The sequence below is a fragment of the Rhodococcus sp. 05-2256-B1 genome (assembly GCF_002258465.1).
Classification (GTDB): Bacteria; Actinomycetota; Actinomycetes; order Mycobacteriales; family Mycobacteriaceae; genus Rhodococcoides; species Rhodococcoides fascians.
In genome coordinates, this window is record NZ_NOZA01000011.1 from 100,222 (window position 1) to 118,348 (window position 18,127).

Annotated in this window: 16 protein-coding genes; 10 read left to right on the forward strand and 6 right to left on the reverse strand. The window is 65.6% G+C overall.

The genetic code is table 11. From position 1 onward, the window contains the following. Position 1: 1 nt before the first annotated feature. The 4 genes from CH285_RS02375 to purM all read left to right on the forward strand — a co-directional run bounded on the left by CH285_RS02375 (position 2) and on the right by purM (position 4,904). Complete coding sequence (locus CH285_RS02375; RefSeq protein WP_045842054.1) at positions 2–1,090, forward strand: ABC transporter permease; 1,089 nt, start codon at positions 2–4, stop codon at positions 1,088–1,090. Further along, complete coding sequence (locus CH285_RS02380) at positions 1,090–2,058, forward strand: ABC transporter permease (RefSeq protein WP_032371337.1); 969 nt, start codon at positions 1,090–1,092, stop codon at positions 2,056–2,058. The genes CH285_RS02375 and CH285_RS02380 overlap by 1 nt, the downstream gene beginning before the upstream one ends. Continuing rightward, positions 2,055–3,692, forward strand: coding sequence for an ABC transporter ATP-binding protein (locus CH285_RS28560; RefSeq protein WP_094644437.1), 1,638 nt, complete (start codon positions 2,055–2,057; stop codon positions 3,690–3,692). The genes CH285_RS02380 and CH285_RS28560 overlap by 4 nt, the downstream gene beginning before the upstream one ends. Before the next feature lie 111 nt (positions 3,693–3,803). Next, positions 3,804–4,904, forward strand: coding sequence for a phosphoribosylformylglycinamidine cyclo-ligase (purM, locus tag CH285_RS02390; RefSeq protein ID WP_027495851.1), 1,101 nt, complete (start codon positions 3,804–3,806; stop codon positions 4,902–4,904). Positions 4,905–4,978: 74 nt separating this feature from the next. Here the strand turns inward: purM and CH285_RS02395 are convergent, their stop codons facing one another. The 3 genes from CH285_RS02395 to ygfZ form a co-directional block, all read right to left on the reverse strand. Further along, positions 4,979–5,176, reverse strand: coding sequence for a DUF3073 domain-containing protein (locus CH285_RS02395; RefSeq protein ID WP_072692062.1), 198 nt, complete (start codon positions 5,174–5,176; stop codon positions 4,979–4,981). Between the two features lie 248 nt (positions 5,177–5,424). Then, positions 5,425–6,063 (reverse strand): MOSC domain-containing protein, encoded by a 639-nt coding sequence (locus CH285_RS02400; protein WP_032371335.1) that lies wholly within the window; start codon positions 6,061–6,063, stop codon positions 5,425–5,427. Further along, positions 6,060–7,181 carry a CAF17-like 4Fe-4S cluster assembly/insertion protein YgfZ gene (gene ygfZ, locus CH285_RS02405; RefSeq protein ID WP_032390843.1) on the reverse strand — a complete coding sequence of 374 codons (1,122 nt, stop codon included), beginning with the start codon at positions 7,179–7,181 and terminating at the stop codon, positions 6,060–6,062. The genes CH285_RS02400 and ygfZ overlap by 4 nt, the downstream gene beginning before the upstream one ends. A gap of 45 nt (positions 7,182–7,226) precedes the next feature. On the opposite strand from ygfZ, the gene CH285_RS02410 reads away from it, so the two are divergent. From CH285_RS02410 to cydC, 5 genes are all read left to right on the forward strand, one after another. Next, complete coding sequence (locus CH285_RS02410; protein WP_032381636.1) at positions 7,227–8,093, forward strand: aminodeoxychorismate lyase; 867 nt, start codon at positions 7,227–7,229, stop codon at positions 8,091–8,093. A 131-nt stretch (positions 8,094–8,224) separates the two neighbouring features. Continuing rightward, positions 8,225–9,709, forward strand: a complete 1,485-nt coding sequence (locus CH285_RS02415; RefSeq protein ID WP_032388921.1) for a cytochrome ubiquinol oxidase subunit I — start codon at positions 8,225–8,227, stop codon at positions 9,707–9,709. A gap of 9 nt (positions 9,710–9,718) precedes the next feature. Then, positions 9,719–10,756, forward strand: coding sequence for a cytochrome d ubiquinol oxidase subunit II (gene cydB / locus CH285_RS02420; protein WP_032371333.1), 1,038 nt, complete (start codon positions 9,719–9,721; stop codon positions 10,754–10,756). After that, entirely contained in the window at positions 10,753–12,453 is a 1,701-nt protein-coding gene (cydD, locus tag CH285_RS02425) for a thiol reductant ABC exporter subunit CydD (RefSeq protein ID WP_032371332.1), read from the forward strand. Before cydB ends, cydD begins: the two co-directional genes overlap by 4 nt. Further along, positions 12,446–14,113, forward strand: a complete 1,668-nt coding sequence (cydC, locus tag CH285_RS02430) for a thiol reductant ABC exporter subunit CydC (protein WP_094644438.1) — start codon at positions 12,446–12,448, stop codon at positions 14,111–14,113. Before cydD ends, cydC begins: the two co-directional genes overlap by 8 nt. Before the next feature lie 193 nt (positions 14,114–14,306). Here the strand turns inward: cydC and CH285_RS02435 are convergent, their stop codons facing one another. Then, entirely contained in the window at positions 14,307–14,972 is a 666-nt protein-coding gene (locus CH285_RS02435; protein WP_027495859.1) for an FABP family protein, read from the reverse strand. A 376-nt stretch (positions 14,973–15,348) separates the two neighbouring features. On the opposite strand from CH285_RS02435, the gene CH285_RS02440 reads away from it, so the two are divergent. After that, positions 15,349–16,878 (forward strand): cutinase family protein, encoded by a 1,530-nt coding sequence (locus CH285_RS02440; protein WP_094644439.1) that lies wholly within the window; start codon positions 15,349–15,351, stop codon positions 16,876–16,878. 67 nt (positions 16,879–16,945) lie between these two features. Here the strand turns inward: CH285_RS02440 and CH285_RS02445 are convergent, their stop codons facing one another. Together CH285_RS02445 and CH285_RS02450 are read right to left on the reverse strand one after the other, a co-directional pair. After that, complete coding sequence (locus CH285_RS02445) at positions 16,946–17,251, reverse strand: DUF1416 domain-containing protein (RefSeq protein ID WP_008719402.1); 306 nt, start codon at positions 17,249–17,251, stop codon at positions 16,946–16,948. A 1-nt stretch (position 17,252) separates the two neighbouring features. Next, positions 17,253–18,089: a sulfurtransferase gene (locus CH285_RS02450; RefSeq protein WP_027495862.1), complete on the reverse strand. Its 837-nt coding sequence runs from the start codon at positions 18,087–18,089 to the stop codon at positions 17,253–17,255. Positions 18,090–18,127: the final 38 nt, after the last annotated feature.

Sequence of the window (18,127 nt, forward strand, 5' to 3'; positions counted from 1 at the left end):
GGTGCCCGCTACCGCACAGACGCCGGTAGGGGAGAAGAAAGCGCAGCAGGCGAGCGCGCCGTCACGATACGGCGCGCTCGCCCGCTATCTCGGGATCAGGTTTCTGTTGATCATCCCGACTGCCTGGATTCTCGTCACCGTCGTCTTCTTTCTCATGCGTGTGATCGGTGACCCGATCACCGCCGCCCTCGGCGGTCGACTACCCGCCGAACAGATCGCCCAGCGCAAGGCCGAGGCCGGATACGACCGGCCGATCCTGACGCAGTACTGGGAGTACCTGACCGGATTGTTGCGCGGCGACTTCGGCCGCTCCGCCACCGACAATCGCGCGATCAGTGACGTCCTGCTCGTCAACGGTGCTGCCACACTGGAATTGGCGTTCTGGGCGCTGCTCGTCGCGTTCGCGGTCGGCATCCCGCTCGGGTTCTACGCCGCCACCCATCGCGACCGGTTCGGTGACGCGTCGCTGCGAATCTTCGCGATCCTGGCGTACGCGGCCCCGGTATTCTTCGTCGGCATGCTGCTCAAGCTGCTGTTCGCCGTCAAGCTCGGCTGGCTGCCGGTCGCCGGGCGGGCCAGTACCAATGTGGAACTGGCACTGCAGAACGTCTCCCCGAAGACGAACATTCTGATCATCGACTCGTTCCTGTACGGCGACACCGGTTACACCGTCGACGTGCTCGAGCACGCGGTTCTGCCCGCTCTTGCGCTCGGCCTGCTGACGGCCGGTGTGTTCCTGCGATTGGTGCGAGTCAACCTGATTCAGACGTTGCAGGCGCCGTTCGTCGACGCCGCCCGCGCGCGCGGGTTGAGCGAGGGCACGGTGACGAGGCGACATGCGTTCCGCAACGCCATGATTCCCATCGTCACCGTCATCGGACTGCAGATCGCCGTCCTCCTCGGCGGTGCCGTACTCACCGAGACGACCTTCGAGTGGCAAGGACTGGGCTACGAACTCGCCCGTTATCTGCAGGCCCGCGATTTCGTTGCCGTGCAAGGCATCGTGACGTTCCTGGCCGTGGTGGTCGCCGTCGTCAGCTTCGTCACCGACGCGATCGTCGCCCTCATCGACCCGAGAGTGAGGTTCTGATGAGCACCGAAGTCGTGCTGTCCGACGTCCCTCCCACCCGTCCGCACCGCAGAGGGTTGCCCGGCGTCGCGTTCGTGAAGTCCACCTCGGGATTGCAGCGGGTCACGCTCATCGTCGGGTTGGCGCTGATGGTGGGGTTCGTGATCGCGGCGCTGTTCGCGCCGATTCTCGCGCCGTACGGTTTCTCGCAGACCAGCGACGCCGGTGCGGATTTCGCCCGCCAAGCCGCGCCGTCCGCGGACCACTGGTTCGGTACCTCGGTTCGCGGTGAGGACGTGTTCTCGCGCGTGATCTACGGTGCCAGAACCGCATTGATGGTCATCGCTTCGTCGCTGGTGCTGTCCCTGATCATCGGCGTTCCCCTCGGTCTGGCCTCGGGCTACATCGGCCGCTGGTTCGACCGGGTGCTCGTGCTGTTCATGGACGCAATGTACGCATTCCCGTCTCTGCTTCTCGCGGTGGTCATCTCGATCGTCGTGGCAGGCGGTCAGTCGTCGAGTTTCGGCGGTATCGCCTCCGCGGCCATCGCCATCACGGCGATCTTCGTGCCCCAGTACTTCCGGGTGGTCCGCAACGCGACGGTCGCCGTCAAGACCGAACCGTACGTCGACGCCGCGCGGGTGACCGGAGCCGGCACGCCGCGAATTCTGTTCCGGCACATACTCGCCAACGTGGTGCAGACACTGCCGGTCATCATCACGCTCAACGGAGCCGAGGCCATCCTCACCCTCGCCGGGCTCGGTTTCCTCGGGTTCGGGATCGAGCCGACCTCCGCCTCGGAGTGGGGATACGACATCAACAAGGCCCTACCGGACATCTCCAACGGCATCTGGTGGACGTCCGTGTTCCCAGGCCTGGGCATCGTGCTGGTGGTCCTCGGTCTGACCATGGTCGGTGAAAGTGCAAGCGAGACACTCAATCCGCTGCTGCGCACTCGCAAGAAGTTCAAGAAGGCGGTGAAGGTATGACATCGAGTGTCGTGACTGAAAGCGAGTCCGCATTGTCGGTGCAGTCGTTGTCCGTTTCGTTCGTCACCGATGCCGGCGAAGTCGATGCCGTCACCGAGGTCTCGTTCGAGGTCTATCCCGGTGAAGTTCTCGCTGTGGTGGGGGAGTCGGGGTCGGGTAAGTCCGTCAGTGTGCGCTCCGCCATCGGGCTGCTGCCCGATACCGCGCGGGTCGACGGGCACGTGGTTCTCGGCGGGCAGGACGTCACCACGCTGAGCAACAAGGCGTGGGCGCAGTTGCGCGGCAACAAGATTTCGATGGTGTTCCAGGAGCCGGGCAGCGCTCTCGATCCGCTGTTCACCATCGGGTATCAAATCGTCGAGGCGTTGCGCGCGCACACCCGCGCAGACGGAAAACGGATGGGCAGTAAGGATGCCAAGGCGCGGGCCATCGAGTTGTTGACGATGGTGGGGTTGCCGAACCCCGAGCAGCGCTTCTCGTACTACCCACACGAGCTCTCCGGTGGCCAGAAGCAACGCGTCATGATCGCGATCGCCATCTCCTGCGAGGCGAAAGTCATCATCGCCGACGAGCCGACCACCGCCCTCGACGTCACGGTGCAGGCCGAGATCCTCGAGCTGCTGCGCGATCTGAAAGACCGGCTCGGGTGCGCCATCGTGCTGATCACCCACAGCATGGGCGTCGTGTCCGATCTGGCGGACCGCGTCGTCGTCATGCAGAACGGCCGCGTCGTCGAGGAAGCGCCGGTGGCACAGCTGTTCGACGCCCCCGAAGACGAGTACACCAAAAAGCTGCTGGCCGCGGTGCCGACCCTTGCTGCAGTGGAGTCGGACAAGACCGTCGACACGTCGGGCGAGCCGGTACTCGAGGTCTCGCAGCTGGTGGTGCAGTTCTCCGGTGGGGTCGGCTCCTCGGCATTCCGAGCGGTCGACGACGTCTCGCTGACCATCCACCGCGGCGAAACCCTCGGTCTGGTGGGCGAATCGGGCTCGGGTAAGTCGATGATCGGCAGGTGCGTTGCAGCGCTCCAGAAGCCGACCAGCGGCAGCGTGACGGTGATGGGACAAAACATTGCCGGCGTGAGCGAGCGCAAGCTCAAGCCCTTGCGCAAGCGATTCGGCTTCGTCTTCCAAGACCCGTCGGCGTCGCTGAACCCGCGGCTCACCGTCGGACAGTGCATCGCCGAGCCGATGATCGTGCACAAGTACGGCTCCAAGGATGCGATCGCGGCCAGGACCACCGAGCTGCTCGACGCCGTGCAACTACCGTCCGGCACCGACAAGCGTTACCCGCACGAGCTGTCCGGTGGGCAACGGCAACGAGTCAGCCTGGCGCGGGCACTGGTGCTGGGACCGGATCTGGTGGTCGCGGACGAGCCGACCAGTGCACTCGACGTCTCGGTCCAGGCGGCCGTGCTCGACCTGTTCGAGGCGCTGCAGCGGGAGTTCGGTTTCGCCTGCCTGTTCATCAGCCACGATCTGGCGGTGGTCGATCGCGTCGCACATCGGGTGGTGGTGCTGCGGGGCGGCCAGGTCGTCGAGCAGGGCACGCCGTGGAAGATTCTTCGCTCGCCGGAGGAGGAGTACACGAAGAAGCTGTTGGCCGCCATCCCGGGCAAGCGGCTGCGCACGTAAATTCTTCCCGCCAGCGGGCACTCCGGTACCGTTAGGGCGCTATCTGCGCCGCTACGCACGGTTCGCGTGCTTGGGGGCGCTGACATGAACGAGTACACAGGCTGGAGCCGAATGACCGAGGAATCCCAACCCACGAGCGCAACTCACTCGGGCGGTGCCTCCTACGCGGCGGCCGGGGTCGATATCGCCGCAGGAGACCGAGCAGTTCAACTGTTCGCGCCACTCGCCAAGAAGGCCAGCAGGCCCGAGGTCATGGGCGGTCTCGGTGGTTTCGCCGGTCTGTTCGCGCTCAAGGGCGACTACCGCGAGCCGGTCCTGGCTGCCTCGACCGACGGAGTCGGCACGAAGGTCGCCGTCGCCCAGGCCCTCGGCAAGCACGACACCCTGGGTCTCGACCTCGTGGCCATGGTCGTCGACGATCTGGTCGTGTGCGGAGCCGAGCCGCTGTTCCTGCAGGACTACATCGCCGTCGGCCGTGTCGTTCCCGAGCAGGTCGCGGAACTGGTCAAGGGCATCGCCGAGGGCTGCATCATCGCCGGTTGTGCCTTGCTCGGCGGCGAGACGGCCGAACACCCGGGGCTGATGGCCGACGGTGACTACGACCTTTCTGCCACCGGCATCGGCGTCGTGGAGGCGGACTCGATCCTCGGACCCGAGCGCGTGCGTCCCGGCGACGTCGTCATCGGCATGGGATCGTCCGGTCTGCATTCCAACGGCTACTCGCTCGCTCGCAAGGTGCTGCTCGAGATCAACCACATGGATCTCGGCGGACACGTCGAGGAGTTCGGCCGCACACTCGGCGAGGAACTGCTCGAGCCGACGAAGATCTACGCCAAGGACTGCCTCGCACTCGCGGCCGAGACCGACGTGCGCACGTTCTGCCACGTGACGGGCGGCGGACTCGCCAACAACCTCTCGCGCGTCATGCCCGAGGGTCTCGTGGCCGAACTCGATCGGACCACGTGGAGCCCGGCCCCGATCTTTTCCCTCATCGCGCAGCGCGGACGCGTCGAGCGGGCCGAGATGGAGCAGACGTTCAACATGGGTGTCGGCATGGTCGCGATCGTCGCCCCCGAGGACGTCGATCGTGCTTTGGCAGTACTGACTGCACGGCACATCGACTGCTGGACGCTCGGCACGGTCAAGAAGGCTGCGGGCAAGGACGTCGCCGACGAGCGCGCGCTGCTGCTGGGTAACCACCCGAGGTTCTGACCGGCCGGTCACACGACGAACAAGTGAGGGGGAGCCGCGGTGCGGCTCCCCCTCAGTCGTTCAATGCACAGTTTCTAGCGTCGCCAGTCCTCGTACTCGTCTTCCTCGACTCGGGAATGCACATCCGAGTCAGAGTGGATGCCGCCACGATGGGAGTTGGACGAACCACCGGAGAGCTCTCTTTGCAGACTCTCCAAGTCCGTTGTCGGCGAGCTGTACTTGAGCTCACGAGCGACCTTTGTCTGCTTTGCCTTAGCCCTGCCTCGGCCCATGGCGGTGCCCCCTCGCGGACTTGCGGGGCGGCCTGGGGAAATTTGGCGGCCCCGTTAGAGTTGGTATTTCTTCCTGGCACACACTCTAGCGCGCGAATCGCCGCGATGCGCATACGGCACCACGTGTCGATGCCGGGCCCGGCGGCGCGACACGCCCGGGGCAGGGGTCCGCGCTGCCTGTACCTGCGCATATCCGTGCTCAGGCGAACTATCTTCGCGCTACGACACGAAAACAGTAGTGCTGCGCGTCATGGCCTCCGCGACGATTTCAGCGCCGCCGCCGCGTCGCGGTACACCTTCGGTGCCAATCCGGGCTCGTCCAGAAGAGTCTGCATCGCCGCGGCGTCCCGCCCCTCGAAGAGCATCCGCACCGTCACCGCGTGCCGAGGAACCGATTCGACCGTCACCGAATCACCGGCGGCGAAGACCCCGGGCTCGAGCACTCGGAAGTAAGCGCCCACATCTCCCTGGGCCGTGAATCGGCGAACCCACCCCGGCTCGCCCATCCACCGCGCGAACGTGCCGCAGGGCTTGCGTGCGATGGTTGCCTCCAGCGTCACCGTGCCGATGCGCCACCGCGTCCCGATCACCGCGTCGGTCACCGGGACGCCGCTGGTCCGCAGATTCTCGCCGAACCTTCCTGGCTCGACGGGCGCACCCAGCTGATCGGCCCAGTACCGGGCCTCTGCCTCGTCGTAGGCGTACACGGCTTGATCGAGACCACCGTGGAACTTGGTGTCGCGACAGTGGTCCCCGCCGATGCCGAGCTCGTGCACATCCACCGGGCCGTGCACGGGCCGCTTGTCGATGCCGCTGTCTACGACGCCGCGCCGCCCGAACGGGACGTCGGCATGCACCACGCAGACCGCCGAGACGGTCCCGGTCACCGGCCGCGTAGGCGATCGACGGCCGCGCGGCCGGCCTGCACGTCGTCGTACGAGGGGATGGAGTCGGGGTCGATCGACGCCGCACACGGACCCGCCTCCAGGGCGGTGTCCACCGGAATCGTTCTCTTGACCAGCGCGAGGGCAACGGGCCCGAGCTCGAAGTGGTCGACAACGGTCCCCAGACGCCCCACCGCGCGGCCACCGGCGGTGACGGGGTCGCCGGTCACGGGCCGTCCATCGGCGGAACCGTCGAGATGCAGGAGTACCAGGTGACGCGGCGGTCGACCGAGGTTGTGCACCCGCGAGACGGTCTCCTGCCCGCGATAGCAGCCCTTCTCCAGATGAACCGCGCCGAACTCGGCTGCACTGCCGATCCATCGGACCTCGTGCGGAATGGTCTTCTCGTCGGTGTCCACGCCCACCCGCGGTCGCACCGATTCCACCCGCAACGCCTCGTACGCCCACGTTCCGGCCGGGGCAGCACCGGCGTCGCGGAGGCGAAGGAACCAGTCGCTCAGGCCTGCTCGGGGGACGACGACGTCGTACGAGTTCGGACCCGGCCAGGGCATCCGTCGGACGAAGCCGCCGCCGTCCACTGCCGACGCGCCGTAGATCTCGCTGGGAACCGGGAGGCCTGCCTTGTCGAGGATCGACGCCGCGTCGGATCCGAGGACGGAGAGAACGACGAGTTCGTCGGCCTCTCTGGGTTCGGCCTTGGCCCAGAAGACCATCTTCTTCAGGAACGACAGCAGATCCGGTCCCTGTGCGTGTTCGGTGTCGATGTAGGTGATCCCGCCCAGATCGGTCTGAACGAAGTGATGCTCGATGCGGCCGTTGACGTCCAGGCTCAGGTTTTCGGCCGAGCTGCCGTCGGGCAGATCCGACACGAGTTGGCTCGAGATCGTGTTCAGCCAGCTCGAGCGCTCGTCGCCGCTGATGGCAAGCACGAATCGGTGGGATCGATCGATGACGGCGGCTGCGCTGACGGCACTGCGTTGTTCGCCGAACGGATTGCCGTAGTGCCAGGCGACGCCGGCATCGACGCTGTCGTCGGGAGAGGGCACTGCGCCGGGGAGAGTGAGAAGAGGACTCGGGGTGATCGTCACAGGATCGGACACCACTCCATAGTAGGAGCACCCGGCCACAGCCTTTAGGGTGGCGGCATGTCGGAGTCGGTAGTGGTGACGTTGGACGGCCGAGTGCACGACGCGGATCGGCCGTTGCTGTTCGCCGACGATCTGGCTGCCGTGCGTGGTGACGGCGCGTTCGAGACGCTGCTGGTGCGTCACGGCTCGGCCTGCGGCGTCGAGCTGCACCTGGCGCGTCTGGCCGTGTCGGCGGCGGCCCTGGATCTTCCCGTCCCCGATCCGGATGCCTGGCGCGCAGTGATCGAGCAGTCGGTCGGCCTGTGGACGGAGAACTCCACGGACGAGGGCGTTCTGCGGTTGGTGCTGAGCCGTGGTCGTGAGGGCGGCGGCGATCCGACGGCGTTCGTGACGCTGGGGCCACTGCCGGGTCGAGTGCGCAACGCCCGGGAGAACGGGGTGTCGGTGATGACGCTCGATCGGGGCTACTCGGTGGACTTCTCCGCCGGTGCGCCGTGGCAGCTGGCAGGCGCGAAGACGTTGTCGTACGCGACCAACATGGCCGCGCTGCGCCACGCCGCCCGCCAGGGCGTGGACGACGTGATCTACCTCAGCAGCGAGGGCAGAGTGCTGGAGGGACCCCGGTCGACGGTGGTGGTGGCGCGCGGTAAGACTCTCGTCACACCGTCGGTCGAGCAGGGCATCCTGGCGGGCACCACTGTTGCCGCCCTGTTCTCGGTGGCCGAGGCGGCCGGCTGGACGTGCGAGCACGGACATCTGTATCCAGCGGATCTCATTGCAGCGGACGGTGTTTGGCTGGTTTCGAGCGTCACGCTCGCGGCGCGGGTGACATCGATGAACGGCGTCGTTCTGGGTCGGCCCAGCCGCGCGGACGAGGTGCCCGAGATGGTCGATCTCGCGGTGGAGACCGTCCGGATTCTCTGAGGGCCCAATGGCCCTGTCGAAAGACTCTTCCCTACTACTACTCGTAGTAGTACATTCGAATCAGTCGCGGGCCAATGCCCCGACCTGCGGTGTTGCCCGTCACAGCTCGGGTGGAAGAGTTCGGAGTATCGATGGACGCGTTGGATGTCTCGCGGTGGCAGTTCGGTATCACCACCGTTTATCACTTCATTCTCGTACCCCTCACCATCGGCCTCGCGCCGATGGTGGCGGCCATGCAGACCATGTGGGTGATCACCGGCAAGGATTCCTGGTATCGACTGACCAAGTTCTTCGGCAAGCTGTTCCTCATCAACTTCGCACTCGGCGTCGCAACAGGAATCGTGCAGGAGTTCCAGTTCGGAATGAACTGGAGCGAATACTCACGATTCGTCGGTGACGTGTTCGGTGCACCCCTCGCACTCGAAGGGCTGGTCGCGTTCTTCCTCGAGTCCACGTTCCTCGGTCTGTGGATCTTCGGATGGAGCAGACTACCCAAACTCGTTCACCTGGCAACCATTTGGCTCGTCGCCATCGGCGTCAACGCCTCGGCCTTCTTCATCATCGCAGCCAACTCCTGGATGCAGCATCCCGTCGGCGCGATCTACAACGAAGAAACCGGCCGCGCCGAGCTGACCGACATCTGGGCGCTGCTCACCAACAACACTGCGCTGGCAGCATTTCCACACGCGGTCGCAGGCGCATTCCTCACCGCCGCAACCTTCGTCGCCGGCATCTCCGGATGGTGGATGGTGCGCGAGGCGCGCAAGAAGAAGGCCGAGAACGAGATAGCTGCGGTCCCAGCCACCGATTCACGCTCGATGTTCCGATCGGCAGCGCGCATGTCCTTCATCGTCATGATCGTTGCGGGTGGGGCGCTTGCCATCACCGGAGACATTCAGGGCAAGCTCATGTTCGAGCAGCAGCCGATGAAGATGGCCTCCGCAGAATCGTTGTGCGACACCGAAACCGGAGCCAGCTTCTCGCTCCTGACCGTGGGTACCCACAACAACTGCGAATCCGTGGTGCACCTCATCGCGATCCCCGGCCTCACCTCGTTCCTGGCGGAGAACGACTTCGGTGCCACCGTGCAGGGCGTCAACCAACTACAGGATCAGTACGAGCAGCAGTTCGGACCGGGCAACTACAAGCCCAACCTGTTCGTCACCTACTGGGCGTTCCGGATGATGATCGGTCTGGCCGCAGGCTCCGCCCTGCTCGCTGTCGCGGGACTGTGGGTCACCCGAGGTGGCCGGATTCCCGACCAGAAGTGGTTCTCCTGGCTGTCGCTGCTGGCCATTCCGACGCCGTTCCTGGCCAACAGTGCCGGCTGGATCTTCACCGAAATGGGGCGTCAGCCATGGGTTGTCGCGCCCAACCTCTCGGGAGTCGATCAGATCCGGCTCACCGTCGACCAGGGCGTCTCCGACCATCCCGTCGGCCTCGTCGTCGCCTCGCTGGTGACGTTCACACTGCTGTACGCCGCTCTCGGAGGTGTCTGGTTCTACCTGCTTCGGCGCTACGTCATCGAAGGACCTCTCGACCACGACGCGCACCCGCACGTCGACCCACCGGAATCGGAAGACGATGAGCCCAAGCAGCTCTCGTTCGCGTACTAGGGGATAGCAATGTCACTGCCCGAATTCTGGTTTCTCATCATCGCTTTCTTCTTCGTCGGCTACTTCGTGCTCGAAGGCTTCGACTTCGGCGTCGGCATGCTCATGCCCATTCTGGGTAGGCACCCCGACTCCGTGACGGGAGAGAAGCGTCGTCGCGCAGTTCTCAACACCATCGGCCCGGTCTGGGACGGCAACGAAGTCTGGCTCATCACGGCAGGCGGTGCCCTCTTCGCGGCGTTTCCCGAGTGGTACGCCACATTGTTCTCGGGCTTCTACCTACCGTTGCTGTTGATCCTGGTGGCGCTCATCCTGCGCATCTGCGCCATCGAATGGCGCGGCAAGATCGACGACCCGGTGTGGCGCCGACGCTGCGACATCGGCATCGGCATCGGCTCGTGGGTTCCGGCGGTGCTGTGGGGCGTCGCGTTCGCCAACATCGTCCGCGGAGTCGCGATCGACGAGAACAAGAAGGTCACCGCAGGGTTCTTCGACCTCCTCAACCCGTACGCACTACTCGGCGGAGTAACGATGGCCGTGGTGTTCGCCCTGCACGGTGCCGTGTTCATCGCGCTCAAGACCTCCGGCGACGTCCACGAGGACTCGGTGAAAATGGCAGCGTGGCTGTCGGTTCCGGCAGTGCTCGTCGGTGGTGCCTTCGCGCTGTGGACCCAACTCGCGTACGGGAAAACCTGGACGTGGGTACTGGTCGCGGTGGCAGCAGTGGCCCTGCTGCTCGTCGTCGCGCTGACGGCGAAAGTACGTGAAGGCTGGGCCTTCGTCTTCACCTGCATTGCCATCGTCGCCGTCGTCGTGCTGCTGTTCGCGTCCCTGTTCCCCAACGTGATGCCGTCCAGCACCGACGCCGGCTTCGATCTCACCATCGCCAACGCGTCGTCCAGCCCGTACACGTTGACGGTGATGACGTGGGCTGCAGCCTTCGCGGCACCCGTCGTCCTCGGCTACCAGGCGTGGACGTACTGGGTTTTCCGGCAACGTATTTCGAGCGCCCAGATCCCCGACTCGATCGGGCTGTCGGTGAAGTCGTGACCGCACCCACCACTTCGCGGACACGGCCGAAGGGACCGGTCGATCCGCGACTGTGGAAGTACTCACGCTCCGCCCGTGGCTACGTGCTCGTCACGGTCGCGCTGTCGACCGTGGTCACCCTGTGCATCATCGTGAGTGCACTGGCGATCGGACGCGTGCTGGCCGGCGTCATCACCGACCCGACGGCCAGATCGTTGTCCGCATGGACGACGGAACTGGTCGTCCTGGCCGGTGCAACAGTGGTTCGGGTGCTCGCGACCGGAGCCCAGTCTCGTTACGCACACCGGTCGGCGTCGCGGGTCGTCGCCGAGCTGGAGATCGAAGTACTCACGACGGCAACGCGTTTCGAGCCTCGCGAGCTCGACGCCGAGCGCGAAGAACTGGCCGTCGTCGTGACCCGCGCCATCGGCGGACTACGGGCGTACCTCACCGGCTATCTGCCGGCGCTGGTGCTGGCCGTCATCGTCACCCCGTTGGTCCTGATCGTCATCCTCACACAGGATCTGACGTCGGCCGCCATCATCGCCGTGACCCTGCCGCTCATCCCCGTCTTCATGATCTTGATCGGCTTGCTGACCAAGGGCCGGGCGGCCGCCACGCTCACCACGATGACCAGGTTGTCTGCGCAACTGCTCGATCTGTTGGCAGGCTTGCCGACTCTGCGCGCGCTCGGGCGCGAGCACGGACCGGCCGCTCGCGTTCGTGCACTGGGCGACGCCCACCGTCGAACGACCATGCGCGCACTGAAGATTGCGTTCCTGTCGTCGATGGTGCTCGAGTTGCTCGCGACGCTGTGTGTAGCGCTGGTTGCCGTCGGCATCGGGCTGCGTCTGGTGTTCGGCGAGATGACACTCGAAGCCGGCATCATCGCGCTCGTCCTCGCGCCCGAGGTGTACTTTCCACTGCGCGCGGTCGGCACCCAATTTCATGCGGCCGAGGACGGCGTCGAGGCAGCCGATCGTGCATTCCGGGTGTTGGACCGGCGAACAGCGCGGCCGACCGGTGGCCGCACCGTCGACGCGACAGCGGTCGACATCGAGCTGGACGGGCTCGGCGTTGCGAGTCGGGACGGAGCGGCACCAGCGGAGCTGAGTGCGCTGTGCCGGGCAGGCACCGTCACGGTCCTGACCGGACCGAACGGCGCAGGTAAAACGACTGCGCTGCACGCGATCCTGGGCCTGACTCCGCCGTCGACCGGCGCGGTGAGCGTCGGGGGAGTGCCGATCGCCGAACTCGATCTCGAACAGTGGTGGGCGCAGGTGGCCTGGCTCCCGCAGCGGCCGGTGTTGGTGCCGGGCACGCTCTACGACAACGTGACCCTGCACGGAATCCCCGACTCGGCTGCACTGGAACTCGCCTGCCGCGCAGCCGGATTCGACGAGGTGCTTCGAGAACACCCCGAGGGCTGGGACACCCGCGTCGGGCAGGGTGGGGTGGGGCTCTCGCTCGGCGAGCTACAGCGCCTCGCACTGACGCGTACCTTCGTGTCCGATGCTCCGGTGATGCTGTTGGACGAGCCGACGGCACACCTGGATCCGGTGAGTGAAGCGACTGTGCTGCAGGCGGTTCGAGATGCCGCCGACCGCGGCGTCACTGTGGTGATGGTCGGTCATCGGCGTTCGGTGCTGCATGCCGCCGACCGCATCGTCGAGGTGCGCAGCGACTCGACCACGAAGCGGGAGTTCGAGCATGTCTGATCTGCGACGAGCGCTGGCGCTGTTCGAGCTGTCTCCGCGCAGAGTCGTACTGCCCGTGTTGGCGGGAGTAGCGACGCTGGGCAGTGCACTCGCCCTGGCGGCACTGTCGGCGTGGTTGATCACCCGGGCGTGGCAGATGCCACCGGTGCTGGACCTGTCGGTTGCCGTCGTAGCCGTTCGGGCACTGGGTATCTCGCGCGGGGTGTTTCGGTATCTCGAACGCTTGACCACCCATGATGTGGCGCTACGTGGAACGACGACGGCCCGCACGAGGATCTACGAGAGATTGGCGAACGGGAACGGCGCGGTCGCACTGCGACGGGGTGACGTTCTGGCGCGCACCGGTGCGGACGTGGACGTTCTCGGTGACGTCGTCATCCGGGCCGTCGTTCCCATCTGTGTGAGCGTGCTGATGATGCTCGCGGCCGTGGGCCTGCTCGCGGGAATCGCACCTGCCGCCGCATCGATTCTGGCGGTGGCATTGCTGATCGCCGGCGTGGGTGCACCGATACTCGCGGCCCGGTCGGCGAGGATCGCCGAGGAAGCCGGTGTCGAAGCCGACGTGCGCTTCGCCGAGACAGCCGTCCGCGCACTCGACCATGCGGCGGAACTGCGAGTCGCCCGTCGTCTGGACGCGACACTCGCCGAAGCCGAGGTCGCAGCACACGACTCGGTGGTTGCGCGAGATCGCGCGGCGCGTCCGTCGGCACTCGCCGATGCCGCACAGCCACTGGCGATCGGAGCGTCGGTGATCGGGTCGTTGCTGATCGGCATCGGGCTGTACGGCCCGGACGGAGGCACGGCGGGCGGCATGACGCCGATGGCGTTGGCGATCATCGTGTTGGTTCCACTGGCCGCATTCGAGGCGACCGCAGCTCTGCCCGCAGCGGCAATCGCACTGATGCGCGGCCGAATCGCGGCCACCCGAATCATGACTATGCTCGATGCGGCTCCGACCCATGTGAGTGGCAGCCTGAACGGGTCGTTCCGCGGGCTCCACTCCTGCCTGGACGGGTCGTTCCGCGGGCTCCACTCCTGCCCGACCCCTGCTACGAACTTTCGCGCACATGCGCGGAGCGCAATCATCGGGCCCAGCGGATCGGGAAAGACGACGATGCTGCGCGCACTGGCCGTCGAATTCGGCTCGGATGCAGCGCTGTTCGCCGAAGACGCGCACCTGTTCGACACCTCGATTCTGGAGAACCTGCGAGTGGTGCGCGGCGACGTGGACGAAGACCAGGCAACGCAGGCATTGCGACGAGTGGGTCTCGGACCGTGGCTCGACGCGTTGCCCCAGGGCGTTCACGCGACACTGATCGGTGGGGCGCAGGCGGTCTCGGGTGGCGAGCGTCGTCGACTCCTTCTCGCACGCGCACTGCTGAGCACCGCGCCCGTCGTGCTGTTGGACGAGCCGACCGAACATCTCGACAGAATCTCCGGCGAACGGATTCTGCGCGAGCTGCTCACCACCGACGACGGGCTGTTCGGTGCCGAGCGAACGGTGGTCGTCGTCACTCACCAACTGCCCGAGAACACCGACGCCGACCAAGTGATCGACCTCGGAGACCGGACTGCGAAAAAACCCTTTGCCGACTCCCGATCGCGGGCGTACGTTGGGAGTACACGAGAGAGGAGGTGGTCTGAAGTTGATGAACTCTAGGACGCGTGAGGTGGCTGTCAGCTAGCCGCAATCGCTGACGGATTCACTGCGAAGACCGCGCGAGCGGCAGGCGAATCCCAGACAGCTACCCGGCCCCCGAGCCCCCGACCTGTCCGGTCGGGACCTGACATCAGGTATGGCTCGGGGGCCGTTCGCATGCGAACGGCCCCCGAGATCCGAAAAAGATTCTGCGTCAGCCGATGTAGCGGGTGAGGCGGGCCGACAGACGCGGTGCGAGCGGGCCGTCGGCGACGACACGTTCCTCGACGTACGCCAGATCCCCGCCCTCGACGATTCCGTACAGGCGGCGAGCTCCGCCTACCAGTGCACCCGAGGTGCTGCGGATGACGACGTCGGTGGCAAGTTCCCAGGACGACTGGGTCAGGGCGTGACCGTAATACAGTTCGACGACGCCGGTGCTGTGCGTCAGCAGCAGCTCGACGACTTCTTCGTCCTTGGACCCCTTGACTCCGTCGCCGCCGCTGATGCGCCAGAACCCGGTCTCCCGAAGGTCGGGGTGCGCGTAATTGCCGTCGGAATCGAGTCTCCAGGAGCGCGATTCCCAGCTGAGGTAGCTGCCGCCGTCATGGGAGACGACGATCTGCTGACCGAAGGGATAGTCGGTGTCCGTCTCCGGATCGTGCCCCTCGCCCTGACCGCGCCACACGCCGACGAGTGGCAGCAGCGCCAGCATCGACGGGTGCAGATCGGGACCGAGCCGCAGGTTTGCGGTGTCGTCCGGATGGGGGATGTCGGGCAGCACCGGGATGTTGCGCGCCGACGCCTCGGCGAACTTCTGCTCGGCAGCCGAAATGGCTTGGTCACCGCTGGTGATAGGGGTGCCCAGTCCGTCGTCGATGCTGTCGGGGTTGCCCGCGCCCGGTTCCGTCACGACTCGTCGTTGACCAGTCGGTAGACGACATAGAGCGAGAACGCGATGATGGCTACTGCCGCAAGCGCCAGCAATACCTCGAAGAAGATGACCACGGAACCGAGTTTAACCCGCGGCGAGACCGGTCGATGACAACGGTCCGTTTCCGCGCTGTGGCATTGGTGACACACCATCATTTTTGCGGCCCACAGTGCCCTGGATCACTCGTAGTGATGGCGAAACCGACGCGAGCAGGTACCTTCTTCCCGGGGGCGTCGGGCTCTCGACTTCGAGAGCGCCGACGAATTCACTATGTGTGTCGTCAAGGCTGTTGTCTTGTAAGGCTGGGGAGGTCTCTGCAGAAATGCTGCGTCGTAAGCGTGTTCTGACATCGTCGTTCGGTTCCGTATTGGTTCGATCGGCGGTTGTCACAGTGGCGTTGGCCCTTGCAGCTCCCGCTGCTGCGCTGGCCGCGCCCGACTCGGGATCGTCCGATTCGGGTTCGGCAGAGTCGGGATCGGCCGACTTCGGTTCGTCTCAGGGCCCGAATATCGATCCGAACAACTACGCGCAGGACTGCCCGGACGTACTGCTGTTGGCGGTGTCCGGAGCCACCGACTCGGACTCCGATCGCAATCCGCTCAACGAAGAAGCGCAGACGATCGCGTCGAACTGGGTCGGCAACGTCACCGTTCCGGTCGGTGAGGCGAACGCGGACAGCCCCGGCACCGTCGGCTGGCTCTACGTCCCGTATTCCTCCACCTACGGTTTCGACGTACTCGACAACGTGCCGACCTACCAGGAGTCGATCGCCGACGGCATCGCGTCGACCAATCGGTTGATGGACGAGTACAAGACCAAGTGCGGTGAGAAGACCAAGTTCGCGCTGCTCGGGTACAGCGTCGGCGGCGAAATTCTCGATCGCGTGACGATGGAACTCGGCCACCGTGATCCCAATGCTCTCGTCACGTCCGACGACGTCGTCGGTGTCGTCATGGTGGGGTCGCCCTACCGCCCGGCCGGCGTGCCGAACTTCGGTGACGAGGTTGGCCAGTCCCTCGGCGGCTTCATGGATCAGTCGCCGCGGGACTACGGGTCGATGACGGACAAGGTCACCTGGTCGTGTCGGCCCTACGATCTCGCCTGCGACTCGCCGGACAAGATCGAACTGCTGCAGCTGGCGCTCGGTGTACTCGGTCAGATGCGGTTGACGCTGCTCAACCCGGTGCAGACCGTCTCCGACTTCGGTCGGACGGTCGCCTCCATTGCCACCCGCGCGATCATCGATATCGCCACGAACAAGTCGTGGCTCGAGTCGGACGAGACGCTCCTGCAGGTTCTCGTCAAAGTCTCCGACCGGCAGTATCAGGTGGACGACGCGAAGGCTGCAGCAGCGCTGTCGCCCGACCAACTACTCGCCGATCTCAACTGGGCTCTCGGTCCGGGTGCCGAAACGGTGAAGGCGAAGCTGCGCGCCGAGGGCGAGGGCCTGGTGGAGAACAACAAGGGCATCGTCGACGTCGTGCTCGGCCCCTACTTGGCGATCGGCTTTCTGCAGCACCTGTCCTACTGGTACAACGACCCCAACGACGGGGTCGAGTGGGAAAGCGAAAAGATGGTCGCGTGGGTGACCGATCTCGCCCGAACCGAACGCGAGAAGAAGAACGCGCCTCCCGCGGTCGACCTGGCCACCCCCGAGACCCAGGCACCCCAGACCCAGGCACCCGAGACGCCCGCGCCCGCCCAGGAATCCCGGGTGCTGCCGGAGCCGGGGACGCAGACTCGCGTCAGCGACCTCGGAGCCTTCCTCGAATCCCAGGGCATCCCGGTACCTCCCGGCATGTTCCCGCCGCAGTACTCCACGGTCCCCGAGCCGGCGCGAGCGGTCGGCTAGAGCAACGAAAAGAACCCCGCCCCTGGTTGCCAGGTGCGGGGTTCTTCTATGTGATCGGTTCGGTGACTCAGACTCCGACGGTGACGTCGGCCGAGTGCACGCCCGCGCCCTCGGGCGTGATGACGGTGTCGCCGTTGCCCGATGCGGACAACGCCCGCAGCGTCCACTGTCCGGGGGCAGCGAAGAAGCGGAAATCGCCGGTTCCCGACGCGACGACCTCGGCGGTGAATTCGCCGGTGCCGTCGAGGAGACGGACGAATGCGCCCGCTACCGGCTCACCGTCGCCGGCGAGGACACGGCCGGTGATCACCGTTTCCTTCTCGACGTCGACGCCTGCGGGGATGGTCTGACCCTGCACGGGTGCTCCACACATATCAGTGAACCTCCAATTCGATGGGTGCTCCGACGAGGGAGCCGTATTCGACCCAGCTGCCGTCGTAGTTCTTGACGTCTTCCTTGCCGAGGAGTTCCTTGAGCACGAACCAGGTGTGGCTCGAGCGCTCACCGATGCGGCAGTAGGCGATGGTGGCCTTGCTGTCGTCGTAGCCCTTCGTCTTGTACAGCTCTTCGAGTGCCTCGTCGGACTTGAACGTGCCGTCCTCGTTGGCGGTGGTGCTCCACGGGATGTTGATCGCGGACGGGACGTGGCCACGCTGCTGAGCCTGCTCCTGCGGGAGGTGTGCCGGCGCAAGGATCTTGCCGGAGAACTCGTCGGGGGAGCGCACGTCGATCAGGTTCTTGTTGCCGATGGCGTCGATGACCTCGTCGCGGAACGCGCGGATCGACAGATCCGGTGCCTCGGCGCGGTACTGCGTGTTCTCCCGGCTGACGACGTCCTTCGACAGCGGGCGGCCGTCGAGCTCCCACTTCTTGCGGCCGCCGTCGATCAGCTTGACGTCCTTGTGGCCGTACAGCTTGAAGTACCAGTAGGCGTAGGCGGCGAACCAGTTGTTGTTTCCGCCGTAGAGCACGACGGTGTCGTCGTTGCTGATGCCCTTGGCCGAGAGCAAGCCGGAGAACTGCTCCTGATCGAGGAAGTCGCGGCGAACCGGGTCCTGCAGGTCCTTGCGCCAGTCGAGCTTGACCGCACCTTCGATGTGTCCGCCGTCGTAGGCGCTGGCGTCTTCGTCGACCTCGACGAAGACGATCTTCGGTGCGTTCAGGTTCTGCTCGGCCCAGTCGGCAGAGACCAGGACGTCGGAGCGAGCCATGGTGTTCCTTTCGGTCTTTCTTGTCGGATCAGGGGGTA

Excerpts from the sequence above, each read along its gene's own strand:
- cydC (WP_094644438.1), top strand. The coding sequence starts at position 12,446 with ATGTCTGATCTGCGACGAGCGCTGGCGCTGTTCGAGCTGTCTCCGCGC.
- CH285_RS02445 (WP_008719402.1), bottom strand. The coding sequence starts at position 17,251 with ATGTGTGGAGCACCCGTGCAGGGTCAGACCATCCCCGCAGGCGTCGAC.
- CH285_RS02410 (WP_032381636.1), top strand. The coding sequence starts at position 7,227 with ATGTCGGAGTCGGTAGTGGTGACGTTGGACGGCCGAGTGCACGACGCG.
- CH285_RS02440 (WP_094644439.1), top strand. The coding sequence starts at position 15,349 with ATGCTGCGTCGTAAGCGTGTTCTGACATCGTCGTTCGGTTCCGTATTG.
- CH285_RS02450 (WP_027495862.1), bottom strand. The coding sequence starts at position 18,089 with ATGGCTCGCTCCGACGTCCTGGTCTCTGCCGACTGGGCCGAGCAGAAC.
- CH285_RS02395 (WP_072692062.1), bottom strand. The coding sequence starts at position 5,176 with ATGGGCCGAGGCAGGGCTAAGGCAAAGCAGACAAAGGTCGCTCGTGAG.
- CH285_RS02415 (WP_032388921.1), top strand. The coding sequence starts at position 8,225 with ATGGACGCGTTGGATGTCTCGCGGTGGCAGTTCGGTATCACCACCGTT.
- cydB (WP_032371333.1), top strand. The coding sequence starts at position 9,719 with ATGTCACTGCCCGAATTCTGGTTTCTCATCATCGCTTTCTTCTTCGTC.
- purM (WP_027495851.1), top strand. The coding sequence starts at position 3,804 with ATGACCGAGGAATCCCAACCCACGAGCGCAACTCACTCGGGCGGTGCC.
- CH285_RS02380 (WP_032371337.1), top strand. The coding sequence starts at position 1,090 with ATGAGCACCGAAGTCGTGCTGTCCGACGTCCCTCCCACCCGTCCGCAC.
- CH285_RS28560 (WP_094644437.1), top strand. The coding sequence starts at position 2,055 with ATGACATCGAGTGTCGTGACTGAAAGCGAGTCCGCATTGTCGGTGCAG.